The organism is Lactiplantibacillus daoliensis, from assembly GCF_005405005.1.
Classification (GTDB): domain Bacteria; phylum Bacillota; class Bacilli; order Lactobacillales; family Lactobacillaceae; genus Lactiplantibacillus; species Lactiplantibacillus daoliensis.
Genome location: NZ_BJDH01000006.1, coordinates 137106 through 153889 on the forward strand (window position 1 = coordinate 137106; position 16784 = coordinate 153889).

Below are 16784 nucleotides of genomic sequence, written 5' to 3' on the forward strand. Positions count from 1 at the left end.
TGAACCAGAAAAGAATGATGTGGTATCAAGTTAATCAATTATTTTATGGCAAAAACAGTTTGAATTGGCACTATCAGTAATGACACTGATGGTGTTAATTTTTTTGTAAAAAAGTCGAAAAGGCAAGAACAATTAGTAACTAGACAACTCTATTCTACCTGAACGCGTCAGTTGGTTTTCTCAATTGAAACAAGAGGTCGGATAAATGACGGCAGTTCAAGATTGGCACTCGACATATCAAGAATTAAGTCGGATCTTGGGTGAAACCGCCGCCTTAGCATTATATGAGCAATTTGGTGGGACCCAGCTGACATTTCCAAAAAGATTATTGGCTAAGGATGCGGAAGCACGTCAAATTTTAGTTGATTATCAACGAGGGCTCAGTCTCTCAGAACTAGCCCGGCGGCATGATTATTCGGAAAAAAGTATTCGCCTAATTTTGGGAAAATTTAAGGAATTAAACGATGACTAATGCCTTGAAGCTGTAAGGACAACTGCATTTTAAATGGTTAATGAATTTTGCTAAGCGTTGAATGCGAATTTTGTTTAAAAGGAGTGCCGTTGCGTGGTTATCACTACTGTACTTAGTCCCACTAGTTTCGTTATACTTGATTTATCTGATGGTCATTGATAAGCCACAACTAAATTATGGTTATCAACAGCCACCTTATCAAAATCAAGGAATGACCCCAAATAATCAGTAACCAAGTTCAGCGACTTCAATGGCAATGTCACCTGCGAAATCGAATCAGGATAATCAATAGGTGATTATGACGGGAATTTCATTAGTAAGTAGGAAGTGGTCGAAATGCGTCAATGTCCAAGTTGTGGGACACTAAACAATAAGAATGCGCAATTTTGTGAAACCTGTGGGACATCATTAAAGGATCAACCAACAGTGAAGTCTTGTCCGCAATGTGGTCAAGTTATCCTAGAGAGCAGTAATTTTTGTCAGCATTGTGGCTATCAGTTTACTGTACCGACAGCACAAATGACACCCGGTCAGCCACGAGTTAGTCGCAAACCACCCAAACAGTCAGTAGGGTCTAGAGTGGTGCTTGTCTTTGTAATCATTGTGATCGCAGTCCTGGGAGCATTCAGTTGGCGAATGTATCGGCAGACTCAGACGAACACGCAAAATGATCAGCGTGAGGCCCAACAAGAAGAGTCCCAAGCGCGGCAGTCTTCGATGGATCGCATGAAAGCAGCTCGGTCGTCGTCGGTAGCCGAACGTCGCGCCAATAGTCGGGCAACTTCTAGCCGACGAGCCTCGCTTGATCGAGCATCTTCAAGCTCAGTGGCCGCTGAATCTTCGCGACAGGCTGAGTCTTCAAGAAAAGCTGACTTAGCCAGTTCCAGTGAGTCGGAATCCGAGTCAGTTGCGGATACTGCGCGGTCACTACGTAGTATGTTGGTCACTGCATTTGGTTGTGATGAGGATGCCGTGGCGTCACTTCCAGATAAAGAGCTGGCTGATATTTCATCAGCATCTAATAACGCCGGTGAGGATATCGGAGGCTTCTATAATCGGGTGAAGGAACGTCATCCAGAAATTGGTGGTAACATTATGGGCCCTGATGCTGATGAGAGCGATGCAGATTCTGACTAGTTTAGTAAAACGTCACTTACTGGTGGCGTTTTTTGTTGTCTTCAAATTTTGACGATAATCTCGTGGGGTGTTCCCGGTGGCGGCCTCAAAACGACGATAAAAATTCGTTAGATTATTAATCCCTACGGCAGTGGCGATATCACTAATGGGTAAGGTTTGATCTTGTAGCAGCAATTTTGCTCGTTGCATCCGTTGCTCGTTGATCAATTGCTTAAAAGTCTTGCCAGTATAATACCGAATCAGTTTACTGATGTATGATGGACTGTAATTGATTTGCTGGCAAAGTGCACTTAAACAGCCTTCTTGATAGTGGTTATGCGTGTAAGCAACGATTTTTTCCAATAGTTGTTGCGTTTTCAAATCGTTGGGATCGACATTGGTTTGTAGCGGCTGAATCCGCATCAGCGCCGTGAATAAAATGGCAATGTAGTCATCGATAATTGCGTCGGCATTGATGGCCGCTGACAATTGCTCACAGAGGATATTTTGAATACAGTTGTGAATAATCGGCAATGTTTTGGTATCAAAGATTAAATAATGGGTGTGCGCATATTGCTGACTCATCAACTCAATCAAAAAGGACGGCAAGACATTATTAGTGGCAGTGGATTTAAGCATTGTATGGTCGAAAAAATCATCTGCGAGGATAATGTTTACTCCCAAATCAGCAGTCGAGGTGGGGGCCACGTTGTGTGGAACCGATTTATCTAAAATAATCAACTCACCTTGATGCAAGGTGATGGGGTGTCCCTCGACGTGTAAGCTCAGCTGACCATGATAGACATACATAATCACCACATAGTGATAGATATGGTAAGGAACTTGCCCCATGTTGCGCTGATGCAATTGTATTAAATGATATTGATTGTCGAACGGTCGCTGGGTATTAAAAACAAACAATTGTTTATGACGATAAGGGACTGCCTGATATTTGCTTTTGAAGTGATCCAGCACGGCTTCATCAGTCGTATTGCTAAGGGTGGCAGTACTCGTCAGATAAGTCGCTAATTCTTGATAAGTCATTCGAAGACCTGCTTTCATAGCCAAAAAAGATAGTTTTTTAAATGGAATTAGCCATTGTGTAAGCGCTTGATTTACCGTTATTATAACATTGTAAAGTAAATGAGTTGAAAAGGAAGTGCATTATTTTGAATAAATTTTTTACCCAATTTCAAGGTCAACTTGGCCGTTTATCCATGGCTTTCAATAAGAATATTTATATAAACGCGATTAAGGATGGGATGTTAGCCTACATGCCATTTACCGTCATTACCTCGGTTTTCTTAATCCTAGGAAACTTTCCGGTACCACAAGTTAATCATTGGTTTGCCTCATTATTTGGACTAACGGTTACTGAGTGGGGTGCCAAGTTAGGGATTGTCAACGATGCCAGTCTAGTGATTGGTGGATTACTGGTCCTACTGGCAATCTCACGAACTTTGGCCGACAAAATGTCACTTAATGGCATGCAAGTTCAACTAACCGCTGTCGTTAGTTTCATGGTTTTAACGCCCTATAAGACGACTGCTAAAGGGAGTTTTCTTGATATTGCCACGATTGGCGCACAGTCTATCTTTCTAGCAATTTTGGTTTCAATCGCGGTTGCCTTGATCTACCGGACAATCGACCGCAAGGGGATCAAAATTAAAATGCCAGCATCAGTGCCACCAGCTGTTTCAGCGCCATTTGAGTCTTTGATTCCATCTTTTGTTGTGATTACGGTCTTTTGGGCTGTTCGGTTAGTATTAGACGCCTTCGCCCATCAGAGTGCCTTAGCACTGTTCAACATGGTCTTAGGAACACCATTAAAAGCGATGGGTGGTTCGCTAATCGGCGTTATTTTAGTTAAATTATTTGGCCAATTATTGTGGTTTTTCGGTATCCATGGTGATTCAATCGTCAATGGTGTCATGACGCCAATTTTCCAAGTTTTACAAGATGAAAATAAAACGGCTAGTTTGGCCGGTAAAGTCGCTCCAAATATTATTTCACAAAGTTTCTGGGATGGTTTTGCCAGTATTGGGGTAATTGGCTCGATTTTTGCCATTATTCTCATTGCCCGCAGTCAGCGGTATCGAGAAATGAAGAAAATTGCCGGGATTCCTTATCTGTTTAATATTGGTGAACCAACCTTATTCGGGATTCCATTGATGTTAAATGTGACTTATTTCATTCCGTTAGTTTTCAGTAATATTGTTTCAATCGTAATTTCCTACGCAGCGTTTGCTTGGAAATTAGTGCCAATTCCAACTGGACTCGTTCAAGTACCATGGACGACGCCAATTATTATCAGTGGTTATCTAGTGACTGGCAGTTTATCCGGCGCTATTTTACAGATTGTTTGTTTCGTTGCAGTTATCTTAGTCTGGTTACCATTTGTACGAATTGCTGATCGTGAATTGCTTGCTGAAGAGCAACAGGAGGCGCCAAATGCTGACCAAAGCAAATCCTAATTTTGATTTCATGGGCGACTGGCTTCAAGGGCCAATCAGTGACTATGGCCCGGACGATGCTGGTTACTATCAACATAATCCCAATCCAATCTTTCGTCGCAGCTTCCAATATGACGGGGATGCGCCAGCTACGTTGAAAGTGGCCGTATTAGGTTATGACCGGATCAAGTTGAATGGTCAACGCATTGGCCATGCAGAACTTAATAGTGATTGGACTGATTATGCCAAACGTCTCTATTATGATAGTTACGATGTGACGGCGAATTTACACTCAGGTGTCAATCAAATTGAAGTTGAATTGGGGAACGGTATGTATAATCCCTCACCATTACGGCTTTTTGGCAAATATAATTTGCGAGAACGTTTGGGGCAAATCGGTGAGCCACGGGTCTTATTGAATCTAATTGTCGCTGGTCAAACAGTGCTGACGACGGATAGCAGTTGGGAAATGCGGGCTGGTCAGTTAACGTTTAACAACCTTTATTTAGGCGAAACTTGGGATAATTATCATGAGTTGGAGGCCTGGCAACCGGCGAATACGGTTCCAGTTACCACGTCGGAACGAACTCGACTACGACCAAGTATGATTCCCAAAGTGACACGGCAGCAAACGATTACGCCGGTCGATGTCTTACCGGACGGGCAAGCCTTGATCGTAGATTTTGGGGAAGTCGTGAGTGGTTTTTTCAAAATCACGCTGCAAGGGACTGCTCAGCAACGAGTGAAATTGCAGTACAGTGAGACTAAAACAGCCGGTAAACTGGACTTTTCAACGTCATATGTTGGTAATATTGGGAGTATTCCCGGGGTGTCCGGTGGTCCTGGCGCGCCTAAATTAGCAATTCAGACGGATCGCTTGATTTGCCGGGAAGGCGAACAGACTTTTGAAAATCAATTTTGTTATCATTCTTTTCGCTATGTTAAGATTCAGGGTTGTGATCGAGCTGCCATTAAAGCCTTAGAGGCAACCTATGTGCACACTGATTTAACGGTTGTTGGTCAGGTCAAAACAGACAATCCCTTTCTGACGCAATTATTTGACGCTGGAATGCGGACTAAGCTGAATAACGTGCATTCGATTTTTGAAGATTGTGCTCGTGAACGGTTTGGTTATGGCGGTGATATTGTTGCTTTGGCGGCCTCAAATCTTTATTCATTCGACTTACAACAGTTTTATCGAAAGACGTTGGATGACTTTTTGATCGAACAGACAGCGCGTGGTGGCCTGCCTGAAACGGCCCCATATATGGGAATCCAAACCAATGGCACTGGGGAGGGCGAAGGCCCAATCTTGTGGCAACTTGTACTGCCATACTTGTTATTGAAACAGTATCAATTTTATGGTGAGCGTGATTTGGTGCAAGCCGTTTATCCGAAAGCTAAGCGACAATTGACCTATCTATTATCAATACCACTGACAGAATTGGTTCAAGACTGTATTGGCGACCATGGGAGTATCTTGGTCAAGGATTTTCATGATGAAACGCCTGACAAAGAATTTATTGGGTACTGTACGGTCTTGGCGTTTATTAAATTGATGCAACGACTCGCAGTGATCGTCGAGGCTACGGAAGACGCGCAAACTTATCAGCAACAGGCCGAACAGCTGACACAAACGATGCTCGATAAGTTTAGCCATGCGGATGGCACCCTGGCTAACGGCACTCAGTCGGCGTATGCTTTTGCGTTATTACTGAAGGTTGGCGATACTCAGCAGAATATGACACAATTACTAGCACAGCTTAAGCGCGACCAAGGCATTTTTACCACTGGTATATACGGAACCGCCGCCCTGTATCATGTTTTACATCACTATCAACATGACGAGATTGTTGCTCATTGGTTGACTCAGGATAGTGCGGTCAGTTTCAAACGGATGCTGGCTACGGGCAATCAAGTCCTGGCAGAGCTTTTCCAAGGTAAGTATTATTCGGCCAATCATGCGATGTTTACCAGTTATATTCAGTGGTTTTATGAAGCACTCAGTGGCATTGAACTTTCAACAGATGCGGTTGGCAGTTCTAAAATCATCATTCAGCCGTTCTTTATGCCAGGTGTCAATCAGTTGACGGCGACCTTCACGACGATTCGTGGCGAGATTCAAACAAGTTGGCAACGTGATGGCCAGTTAGTCCATTTCAAGGCTCAATTGCCAAGTAGTATTGAGGTCCAGTTTAAAGCGCCTAATCCAGAGACCAAGATTATTAGTGTGACCAATTTTGGCGATGGTCAGATTTTGATTGATTATCAGGTCGGCGCAACAACTGAGCGCTAGATTACTCGTGAACTCGATGAAAATATTTGTTAAACTTAAATTATCAGCAAGATCAGAATAGCAACGCTGATGGTTAGCTTCGTTGCGCAAATCTAGACGATTATTAGAACAAAAGCAATCCAGTTGAAAAACACGCTTCCATGGATCAGGCCAAGTTTGACAAAACCTAGATGCCTTCATGCCAATCCAAATTAGTTTTCGGAGGGTCACCATGGAAGAATTATTCGTTAAAAAGCCGATTCCACAGGCTTATTTTCAGTTAGCTTTACCAGTTGTTTTCGGGATGTTAGCCAGTATGATCTACAATCTGGCTGACACCTTTTTTGTGTCGCAAACGCAGAACACGGCGCTGGTCGCCGGGGTAGCACTATGCACGCCGCTTTTTTCATTCATGTTAGCGGTCGGTGACATCTTCGGCCTGGGTGGGAGTGCCTTGATGTCGCGGTTACTTGGCAAACAAGATACGGCCACCAGTCGCCGTGTCAGTAGTTTTAGCGTTTACGTTGGGATTGCGACGGGGCTGGTCGTCACAGTCTTGCTACTAGTTTTTGAACGTCAAATATTGACCTTATTTGGTGCCACTAGTGAGACCTACCGCTATGCTGCGCAGTTTTATCGCATTATGGCGTTGGGAGCGAGTTTTATTATCTTTTCACTAATTCCAAGCAACATGATTCGGACGGAAGGGTTGGCCACACAGTCGATGATTGCGACGGTCGCTGGGACAGCTTTGACGATTGTGCTAGACCCGATTTTTATCTTTCCGCTGGGATTAGGTGCAACGGGAGCCGCCCTCGCAACCGTGATCGGTTACGCTTTGACAGATGCAGTTCTAGTCTTCTTTGTATTAACGAAATGTCAGGTGAACAGTGTTAGCTGGCAGCAACGCCACATTACGGGGACGTTAATTAAGTCGATTCTGTTAATTGGGATTCCGGCTTCGATTACCAATCTGATGCAGAGTTTTGGAACTGCCTTGCTCAACAATTACCTCGCACACTATGGTGCCAGTCAGGTCGCAGCGTTTGGGATTGCTAGTAAAATTTATATGATTGTGATGTTACTGATTGTCGGTTTTGCCTTCGGGGTACAACCGATGATTGGCTATAATTTTGGCGCTCAAGAATTCAAGCGACTCAAACAAATTATTCATTTTGATCTTTTTGTTGAAGCCGGCTTGGCCTTTGGTTTAGCGGTAATTTTGATGATCTTTGCCCCAACGATTGTCAGCTGGTTCATGCCGCAAGCGGTGATTGTCCGAGCGGGAAGTCTGTTACTTCGTAGTTTGCTGAGCACGACGCCTTTAATTGGGGTTATCTTGGTGTTTACAACGGTCTTTCAATCCACCGGGCAAGCGTTGGGGGCTTTTGTCATGTCTATTGCACGCCAAGGCGTTGTTTTCTTAGTGGTGATTGTCGTTGCAGATGACTTGTTTGGTTATTTAGGGGTGGTCTGGGCACAACCGCTGGCGGATATCATTACGGCCTTAATTGGTTGTGGTTTCTACTATTGGAAATTCAAGCCGTTGTTAAAGACAACTTCGAATTAGGATCATGGTGAGCCGTTTCCTCATCGGTAGGTTGTTAATAACCGGAAGTGGGAGACTTTGTTCCACGTTTCGGCTATAAATATTAGGAATAACAGAATGAGCCTGGGGTTTTGTCCCACTTTTGTCGCTTTTTTTATCACAATTGCATTAATAGCTCAGGAAAACCCGTATAATGAAAGCAAATGATTTAGAGGAGCGTGACGAGATGAGTAAAATGCATGCAGTAGTTGTGACTCAACCGGGTGGGCCAGAAGTATTGACCTATTGTGAAGTTGATAAGCCAGTTGTCAAACCTGGCTGGAGTTTGATCAAAGTTCGCGGTTTTGGGATTAATCATTCTGAAGTCTTTACGCGAGAAGGACTGTCTCCAACGGTTCATTTTCCACGGATTTTAGGCATCGAAGTGGTGGGGGAGATTGCTGATTCAACACTTCCGGAACAGTTGCCGGTTGGTCAAACAGTCCTGTCGTTTATGGGCGAAATGGGTCGCGACTATGATGGCAGTTATGCCGAATATGTGTTGCTTCCTAATGATCAGATTTATCCGGTTCAGACAACGCTGACCTGGGCGGAACTGGCCGCAATTCCAGAGACTGGTTACACGGCTTATGGTGCCTTGTTAGGGCTGCGGTTACAAGCGCATGATCAGTTACTTATTCGTGGGGGAACTAGTGGTGTCGGTGTGACTGCCACCAAGCTAGCCCATGCAATGGCCGCTGACGTTACTGTAACCAGTACGACGCGTCGAGTTGGTAAAAGTGACCAATTGAAAGCGGTTGGTGTTGATGAAGTTTTGGTTGGCGGCGAGGATCCCTTACCGGAAACAGCTCACTTTGATAAGATTTTAGACCTAATTGGTCCTAAAACGGTCAAAGATTCCTTGCAACATTTGAAGCCTAATGGCATCGTCAGCTCCACCGGCGAACTGGGTGGTCAATGGAACTTGGAAGATTTTGAACCAATTGCGGCTATCCCCAATAATTGTTATTTGACCTCGTTTTATTCTGGAGACGTTGATCGGCAAGTGTTGCAAGCACTACTGGATTTGATTGCCACTAAAAAAGTGGACATGGCGCCAACGCAGGTCTTCAGTTTACCCGAAGTTGCGGCCGCTCATCGTCAAATTGAAAGCACGCATGGCTTCGGAAAATTAGTGGTTGTCATCTAAAAAAATAAGGGAAACTATGTCACAATTAACACAACAGGAATGGTGGTATTGGCTAGTGCTAGCTGGATTTTTAGTGAACTTAGTTGGGGTTAGCTAGTGGCTAATCTTGCGCCACGCACAATATCAAATTCAACCAAAACATTCAGATGAAAGCTTCACGATTCCGGAGACTAGTCCGGCACTCGCACAGGCGATACTGAGGAATTCAGCGCCAGATGTTAGTGGCTTGACTGGAGAGATTTTGGCGCTGACGCAGTGAACGGGATGCAAGCTGATTATCCACTATTGGGATCGACTGATAACTTAGCAATTGATTTGGCGGCACCAATTCAACAGGCACTAACCGTGGCACTTGAACGGTCCACTATTAAGCTCTAGCTAAATTAATATCAAAAAACAGTTCATTATGACTTTGTTGTGCGTTGAGTCATAATGAACTGTTTTTGATATCGATTAAAGCTATTTTTGTAATTCACGAATGGCTAAAGCGAAATCACCAAGTGTTGCGGAGCCGTTGTTTTTAACGACGGGCATTGTGATGTATTTGTCTAAGTCTGGCACTTCAACATAATCATTCAAGAGTGTCTTGAATTGATCGCGAACTTTTACTAAGAAGGGTTCGCTGACGACCCCACCGCCAAAGACGATTTTTTCAGGGCGTAGAATCAAAGTTGACTGAATGGCGGCTTGAGCAACATAGTAGGCCATGATATCCCAAGTGTGATCAGTTATTGGAACGTCTTTGCCAGGTTTACCGAGCCGCGCATCAAAGGTTGGTCCTGCGACTAAGCCTTCAAGACAATCACCGTGGAACGGGCAAACGCCTTTGAAATCTAAATCATCTGGGTGGCGTTTGAGTAACGTATGGCCCATTTCAGGATGGCCCATACCACCAACGAATTTACCATCAGAGATAGCGCCGGCACCAACGCCGGTTCCAATGGTGTAATAGACTAACGAGTTAATTTTTTCATTGGCTAGGGTTGACATGACGTATTCGCCGTAAGCAGAGCCGTTCACGTCCGTGGTCCAGAACATTGGCACGTTAAGCTCTTTTTTAAGCGTGCCAACAAAGTCAGTATCACGCCAACCGGGTTTAGGGGTTGAGGTGATGTAGCCGTATTTTGGGGAATTTTTGCGTAATTCAATTGGTCCAAATGAGGCAATTCCTAAGGCTTCAATCTTAAATTGTTTAAAATAATCGATCGCTTGTTGCAATGTTTCCGCTGGTGTCGTGGTTGGAAAATGGACACTATCCTTGATACGGTAGTCTTCGTCACCCACGGCACAAACGAATTTTGTGCCACCTGCTTCAATACTTCCTACTAGCAATATAAATTCCTCCCATTATGAAAATCTGCAATCGCTTTCAATAACTTAAGATACCATTATGAAAACTAGCCGTCAATCATGATTCTCATTTGTGTTGACTTTGGTCAGGTGCCTTTGGGCAAGAATTACTTTAATTCTCATGACTTAAGCCGACTATCGGCATTTCTGACTAGCCTTAATGATTGAATTCCTGTTACTATAATAACAAGGATTTTTATCAAACAGTTTAAGAGGGAAGGCACATTAGAATGACTTTTGCAGATTGGTTCAATTTTAAGGGTCGTGTGAAACAGGATCAAGTGTTGGTCAAAACGGTAAATGGTCAGCAGGACACCAAAGTTGTCCGCGGATCATTCAACTGGCTAGCGTTCCTATTCACTTGGTTCTTTGCGTTATTTAGTTTTCGTTATCGGACGCCATTTTTTATTGTGAAAACCTTGGTACCGTTTATGGCATTGATGACGATTAACATGTTGGTTCAAGTGTTCTTTAGTACCAATGTGCAACTCGTCATCAATATATTGGGAGCGGTGTGGTACGGTGCGATGTTTAATACTTGGTTCCGCAATCAGTTGTTAGTGAACGGGTACCAGCTTCAAAAGGTAGAGGCATAAGGAAAAACCTGAAGATTAATTATTTCCAGTTTTTTTATACAAACTCGCTACTAATTAGTAGCAGACGCTAGTGATAGGGTATATATTATAAAGGGTGAAAATAAACTATTGAGGACAGAATTCATGGATACAGCTGCTGCGTGGCACAGGTTAAAAGCATTGATGAGAAACACAAATATATTTTTGTAAATCGACGAGCACTGCATGCTAGAGCAGTTACGACGGTACTAGCAAAACTGATAGTTGAACAACTTGATGAAACTGATTTTGTACAACGAGCTGAGGATTGGGACTATCCTGGTGAGTATCTTTGGATATTTGAGACGCAATTTGGTGAGATATACTATATTAAGTTCAAGTTCGTGGTCAATAATTTGGTGAAATTTATCAGCTTTCATGTTTCTACGAGTATGAGGTGAAAAAATGTCAAAAACCTATATCAAAGATTATACTAATTCGTTTTTAATTCATGGTCAGGAATATACTGTCACGGCACCAGCACGTTTTGATGCTAGTTCTAACCAATTGATTCCTGACAATCAATTGGACGATATTGCTGTTGAGTTAGCTAATAAACAATATCGACAGCAGTTTAAATTGGTTACGCCAGAGGAAATTAAAACTTATCGGGCACAAGTTGGGTTAACACAACGAGAGTTGGCCGAATTACTGGGATGGAGTCCCAACACAATTGCTTTATATGAGACAGGGGCGTTCCCAACTAAAGCTAATAATAAACTCTTAAAGGCATTAATGATGCATCCTAAATTTTTAATGGCATTTGTTAATCAAGATAGTGAAACGCATGCCATGGAGATTAATGAGAAAGTTAGTCAGTATCTGCATATTAAACATTAGCTTTTATGCTTCATCAGATCAGTCAACGGTAAGTTAGTTGACTGATTTTTTAATGACTAAAAACGGTTCAAAATGCTGATATATCAGTGTTGCTAAGTAACTTAGCTTGCTGGATGTGGTGGTGATTAGTATGATTGGTTATGGGTGGTGGGGCAAATGAGGTTCTCAGAAAATTTAAAGTTGATTCGGCATCAAAAACAGATGACCCAAACAGCGGTCGCTGACAAACTACACGTGTCACGGAAGACCATTTCGAGCTGGGAAAATGAACGCAGTTATCCGGATATTTTAATGCTGGTAAAAATTAGTGATGTCTATGACATTACACTAGATAACTTAATGAAAGAAGATCTTGGTATGCTCAAACAATATGAAGCCCAAGCGGCGACGAGCCGTCGTAGTATACGTATCAAGTTGGTAACGGCTTATTTGAATATCGGTTTGTTATTTTTAATTTATTTAAGCCACTTCTTTGGCTGGCAAGTCGGTGGTTGGTTGATGCTAGTCCTGTTGATTAATTTGATTGTTTTGGGGACAACATTACAAGTCAAAACTAGAGATTGGTTACCGGCGATGATTATTTTGGTGATGCTGTTGGTTTTAAATTTTGCGATTGTTTGGCCGCTACGCCTTAAAGGAATTTTACCAGCCGTCAATGCGGCAGGCTATAAGGCCGGGTATTATACAGCCTCAGGACTATGGATACTGATTATCAGTTTGAGTGGTTGTTTCGCAGCGTTAGTTCATCCAAAAGTTGGTCGGAAAAATTAGTTAAAAACACCTCATCATGAGTTGGTGATTACCAAACTCTTGATGAGGTGTTTTAGTTGAATCGTGATTAACTTATTTTTTAAGCGGTGTTTTAGCGGCTGCTTTTAAACCGTCATTAACGGCTTGAGCATAAATAATATCGCCGCTTTCACGCCCAGCAAAGTGGACGCCATCAGTCCCTTTAAAGACATCTGGATGTTGTGCGGCCAATTTCTGCCAATCAGCAATGGTAATGAACTTAAACTTGGCCGGCAAGGTGCGTTCATAGTCGGCTAGTTTTGAAGAGTTCCAGCTTGGATTAGCCCGTTGGTCGTAAGGGGTGACCAAAATTAAGCGATGACCTGGTTCCAAATCGTGAATGAGTTTGTCCAACTGTTGTTGCCAACCATCCAGTGCGTTGGTCCCGATACAAATCACGACATTTTGGCGTAAGACATGATTCTTTTGTTGCGTCATCATGACGTTGTAGGCCAAGTCCATTGTCCGTTCGCCTTGTGCGTCAATGGTGCTGTCAGCAACGTGTTTACCGAGATAATCACGGGTACCAAGTGTGACACTGTCACCAATAATGGAAACGCCCTTAGGTGCTTTGGTCGGAGCAGCAGGTGTCTGACCATTAGCCGACGGCGTCTTAACGGCAGCCATCACAACATTCTTGGTGGTCGTCATCTGATCAGTTGACTGATAGATGCCACCAATCCAAAGTTGACGTTCTAGACCGGTCAAGGCCGGCGCACGGTAGGCCGTATAGCCGGTCACTGCGAATAGTAAGACGGCGGCGCCAACGAAAACTTGTTGTAAGCCACGAAGCCGAACATTGCTGAAACCATGTAGGGCACGGGGGCGTTTACCGGCAATCATTGGTTCAATAATATAGTAAGACAAGGCTGAGAACGGTACGCCGATAGCCAATGTGATCACAACGGCCCACGGAACACTGACTAATTGTGAGAAGATCACAAATAATGGCCAGTGGTAGAGATACATGCTGTAACTAATATCGGCGATAAAGGATGCCCAACGTGGTTCTTGACGATTAGGCGTACAGTTATGCAGAATACGTGCCAACATAATTGCTAAAGCGGCAAGGAGACTGGCGAGTAAGATGCCACCTGTGTAAGTTGCTCGATTTGAAAATTGCATCCGCAAGCCAAGTAACCCTAGGACCACAAACGTTAAAATTAGTTCGGCACTGACGACAAACACATTTGAGCGTGCCATGAGGCGATCGAAGGCCCGTGGAATATCTTTGATACCAGTGAAACTGGCAAGTAAGGCCCCAACGAAGAATGGAAAACTGTGAGTCACACTTGAAAAGTAAACTTTTGAGAAGTCTGCTAAACCAGCACTACCGACAGCCATCGCGGTAAAGCTTTCAATGGTTAAGATCAATGAAAGTATGCCGACACTTCGACGGAAAATCCGTGATTTTTTGGCATCGTCGAAGTCAAACCGACGAATAATTTGAGTGAAAATGGCAATTAAGAGACCCCAAATCAGGTAGAAGTGCATTTCAACGGCCAGTGACCAAGTGTGCACAAATAAGTGAGGGATAAACTTCGATTCATAGCTCCCACCAGTCATAATTTCAAAATAATTGGTGGTAAATCCAATGGCCGCAGCGATCTGCTTGCCAAGGCCGGTAATGTAGTTGGGACTAATTAAATACGTGAGTGGCACGACTACTAGGACCGATAGCACTAAAGGTGGTACGATCCGGTAGAAGCGACGCCGATAGAAGGCGAGTAATCGAAAACGCTGTGTTTTTGCAAATTCATCTAGCATTAAGGCAGTAATTAAAAAGCCAGAGAATGTAAAGAAGATGTCAACACCAATAAAACCACCAGGATAGGCGTTTTTAAAAAAGTGATAAGTTAATACTGAAACTAAGCCAGCAATTCGTACAAAGCTAAACCATTTAATCCGCATGAACTAATTCCCCTTTTTTAAAGACCCCACGATAATTCTTTTTGTTAGCAGTCGTTAACGTTCCTTTCCCATCAGGAACACCAGCTGTAAAGTTACCTCGATATTGCCACTTTTCATGTGACTTAAACGTGCCATGACCTGAAAATTGGCCATCTTTAAAGTTACCAACGTAATAGTCTTTGTTCTTTAAAGTTAATTTTCCGTGACCATTAAATTTGTTTTTTAACATTCCGCCGTTGTAAACAATTTTTTCATGGTCAAGTGTATAGTGCGCTTGTTGATGGTGTGAAGTTGATAGACTAAAGGCCGCTAAAACTAATAGAATCAACACCACTAGTCCCTCAAATAACCAGCGTTTTTTCATTTCTTCCCAGTCCTTTTCGTTCTTAAAGTTAATTAATTATAAATAATTTAATTTAATTATACCTGAGCGTCAGGCTATGTCAAAAGCAGTTGAGCAGTGGTTTCGCTTAACTAAACATTTATATTTCCGTAATCCTGAAGAGCACTATTATGTCAACGGATTACCAACTAGTAATGCTGTTATTAATGTAAATTTATTAACCAAGGTCAATGTCTATTGTATGACGGCTAATATTTGGAAACAGTAAAAAACGCTTGGAAAATTTCCAAGCGCTTGGTTAAGCCTACGAAACGGCTGCTTGAAGTTGATTCAAGAAAGCGGACGCGGCATCTGAGAGTGGGCGGCCTTTTAGCCAAACTAAGCTGGCCATGGATTGGAGAGTTGGTATTAATGGGACAAAGGTGAGCGCTGTGTGGTTGGTATTAATGATGTTGTCCAAGCACAATGCGGCACCGACACCGGCTGAAACTAGGATCGAAGCGTTGTAGAGCAAATTATAAGTTGAAATGATGTGAAACTGATCAGTACTGTGTCCTAGCCAGTTCTCAAACAGTTCATCGATGCCTTTTTGTTGTGGTGCAATCAGGTCGATGTTAGTCAGTTGTTCAGCGCTGATCGACTTCTGGCGAGCCAGTGGGGAACTTTTAGGCAGCAGTAACCCCCAGCGACTGGCTCCAGGTAGGCGAATGAAATTGTAGCGGTGATCCATCATTGGGGTCATCACGATTGCAAAATCAAAAATGCCGGCTTGGAGTCGTTCGACTGCGGTATTTCCATCAGTACTAAATAAATTGATTTGGACACCAGGATGTTCATGCTTTAAGGTGTTGATTGACTGTGCAACGGTGCCCATCATTTGTGATTCTCCGCAACCAATTAGTACCGTTCCACTGATTGTTTTCGTTTGATGGATATTGGTCAGCGTTTTGTCTACCAACGCCGTAATTTGGCGAGCTTGATTAGCTAAATAAAGGCCGTCGCTCGTCAATTGAATCTCCCGACTCCCGCGTTCAAAAAGGGGGACGCCGAGTTCGTCCTCTAGCGCTTGTAATTGTCGTGACACGGTTGGTTGAGAAACGTGCAACTGGCGGGCGGCTCGACTAATATTTTTTGCGTCGACCACTGCCAAGAAATAAGCTAAAACGCGTAGTTCCATGCGATCACTCCTCATATACCTGATATGTATAGTTTATCATTTTACATAAGCATTAGACATGTTTTTAACTCGCCTTTATACTTGGTTTTGTTGAAAGCCAAGGAAAGTCGAGAAAATGTGATGCTAACCAAAGTACAAGCGACATTAGAAGGAATTCTCAATGGTGAGACGGTCAATGTTGAAACACCGACTTGGGCGATTATCGAGCAAACTGTCAGTAAAAATAAGCGCTTGTTAGCGCAATATAATCAATTGACGGCCACTGATGACGGCCAACGGAAACTATTAAATCAAGTCTTTGCGCGGCCCTTACCGGCTAGTAGTACAGTTTCGGCGCCATTTCACAGTGACTTTGGCCGACATATTTTTATTGGTGAACGGGTCTTTATCAATCAAGACTGTATGTTCACTGATATGGGTGGCATTTATTTAGCCGATGACGTGTTGATTGGGCCGAAAGTTAGTTTGATTACGGTGAATCATTTAGAAGATCCCCGTTACCGGCGTCAAGTTCAACCCCAAGCGATTCATATCGAGCAAGGCGCTTGGGTCGGTGCGGGTGCCATTATTTTGCCAGGAATTACCATTGGTGCGCATGCCATTGTTGGCGCGGGGGCAATCGTCACGAAGGATGTTCCCGCTGAAATGGTAGTTGTCGGGAATCCGGCACGTCAGATTAGAAAAATTAAATTGGAGGAAAATTAAA

General features: G+C 43.3%; 16 protein-coding genes. 11 read left to right on the top strand and 5 right to left on the bottom strand.

The window, feature by feature from the left end; all coding sequences use genetic code 11:
* The first annotated feature begins 205 nt into the window (after positions 1-205).
* Together FFM64_RS09120 and FFM64_RS09125 are read left to right on the top strand one after the other, a co-directional pair.
* Positions 206-472, top strand: a complete 267-nt coding sequence (locus FFM64_RS09120) for a Mor transcription activator family protein (protein ID WP_137607705.1) — start codon at positions 206-208, stop codon at positions 470-472.
* Between the two features lie 336 nt (positions 473-808).
* On the top strand, positions 809-1609 hold the full coding sequence (locus FFM64_RS09125; protein ID WP_137607706.1) for a zinc ribbon domain-containing protein: 801 nt from the start codon (positions 809-811) through the stop codon (positions 1607-1609).
* Positions 1610-1621: 12 nt separating this feature from the next.
* On the opposite strand, the gene FFM64_RS09130 is transcribed toward FFM64_RS09125, so the two are convergent.
* A complete protein-coding gene (locus tag FFM64_RS09130; protein ID WP_171000366.1) occupies positions 1622-2632 on the bottom strand; it encodes a helix-turn-helix transcriptional regulator in 1011 nt (336 codons plus the stop codon).
* Positions 2633-2757: 125 nt separating this feature from the next.
* Between FFM64_RS09130 and FFM64_RS09135 the strand changes: the two genes are divergently transcribed.
* From FFM64_RS09135 to FFM64_RS09150, 4 genes are all read left to right on the top strand, one after another.
* Positions 2758-4062, top strand: a complete 1305-nt coding sequence (locus tag FFM64_RS09135; RefSeq protein ID WP_223876940.1) for a PTS sugar transporter subunit IIC — start codon at positions 2758-2760, stop codon at positions 4060-4062.
* A complete protein-coding gene (locus FFM64_RS09140; protein WP_137607708.1) occupies positions 4040-6337 on the top strand; it encodes a family 78 glycoside hydrolase catalytic domain in 2298 nt (765 codons plus the stop codon). Before FFM64_RS09135 ends, FFM64_RS09140 begins: the two co-directional genes overlap by 23 nt.
* A 211-nt stretch (positions 6338-6548) precedes the next feature.
* Positions 6549-7886: an MATE family efflux transporter gene (locus tag FFM64_RS09145; RefSeq protein WP_137607709.1), complete on the top strand. Its 1338-nt coding sequence runs from the start codon at positions 6549-6551 to the stop codon at positions 7884-7886.
* 214 nt (positions 7887-8100) lie between these two features.
* The gene (locus FFM64_RS09150; protein WP_171000373.1) at positions 8101-9054 is read left to right on the top strand and encodes a zinc-binding dehydrogenase; all 954 of its coding nucleotides are present in this window, start codon (positions 8101-8103) and stop codon (positions 9052-9054) included.
* A 459-nt stretch (positions 9055-9513) separates the two neighbouring features.
* Here the strand turns inward: FFM64_RS09150 and scrK are convergent, their stop codons facing one another.
* Positions 9514-10386 carry a fructokinase ScrK gene (gene scrK, locus FFM64_RS09155; protein ID WP_137607711.1) on the bottom strand — a complete coding sequence of 291 codons (873 nt, stop codon included), beginning with the start codon at positions 10384-10386 and terminating at the stop codon, positions 9514-9516.
* A gap of 248 nt (positions 10387-10634) precedes the next feature.
* On the opposite strand from scrK, the gene FFM64_RS09160 reads away from it, so the two are divergent.
* The 4 genes from FFM64_RS09160 (at position 10635) to FFM64_RS09175 (ending at position 12629) form a co-directional block, all read left to right on the top strand.
* On the top strand, positions 10635-11000 hold the full coding sequence (locus tag FFM64_RS09160) for a hypothetical protein (RefSeq protein ID WP_137607712.1): 366 nt from the start codon (positions 10635-10637) through the stop codon (positions 10998-11000).
* Positions 11001-11140: 140 nt separating this feature from the next.
* Positions 11141-11419: a type II toxin-antitoxin system MqsR family toxin gene (locus FFM64_RS09165; RefSeq protein WP_223876941.1), complete on the top strand. Its 279-nt coding sequence runs from the start codon at positions 11141-11143 to the stop codon at positions 11417-11419.
* A gap of 4 nt (positions 11420-11423) precedes the next feature.
* Entirely contained in the window at positions 11424-11858 is a 435-nt protein-coding gene (locus FFM64_RS09170) for a type II TA system antitoxin MqsA family protein (protein ID WP_137607713.1), read from the top strand.
* A gap of 156 nt (positions 11859-12014) precedes the next feature.
* Positions 12015-12629, top strand: coding sequence for a helix-turn-helix transcriptional regulator (locus tag FFM64_RS09175; RefSeq protein WP_137607714.1), 615 nt, complete (start codon positions 12015-12017; stop codon positions 12627-12629).
* 72 nt (positions 12630-12701) lie between these two features.
* On the opposite strand, the gene FFM64_RS09180 is transcribed toward FFM64_RS09175, so the two are convergent.
* From FFM64_RS09180 to FFM64_RS09190, 3 genes are all read right to left on the bottom strand, one after another.
* Positions 12702-14558 (bottom strand): acyltransferase family protein, encoded by a 1857-nt coding sequence (locus FFM64_RS09180; RefSeq protein ID WP_137607715.1) that lies wholly within the window; start codon positions 14556-14558, stop codon positions 12702-12704.
* On the bottom strand, positions 14548-14922 hold the full coding sequence (locus tag FFM64_RS09185) for an MORN repeat-containing protein (RefSeq protein WP_137607716.1): 375 nt from the start codon (positions 14920-14922) through the stop codon (positions 14548-14550). Before FFM64_RS09185 ends, FFM64_RS09180 begins: the two co-directional genes overlap by 11 nt.
* A 283-nt stretch (positions 14923-15205) precedes the next feature.
* Positions 15206-16078 carry a LysR family transcriptional regulator gene (locus FFM64_RS09190; protein ID WP_137607717.1) on the bottom strand — a complete coding sequence of 291 codons (873 nt, stop codon included), beginning with the start codon at positions 16076-16078 and terminating at the stop codon, positions 15206-15208.
* Between the two features lie 120 nt (positions 16079-16198).
* On the opposite strand from FFM64_RS09190, the gene FFM64_RS09195 reads away from it, so the two are divergent.
* Positions 16199-16783 carry a sugar O-acetyltransferase gene (locus FFM64_RS09195; RefSeq protein ID WP_137607785.1) on the top strand — a complete coding sequence of 195 codons (585 nt, stop codon included), beginning with the start codon at positions 16199-16201 and terminating at the stop codon, positions 16781-16783.
* Position 16784 lies beyond the last annotated feature (1 nt).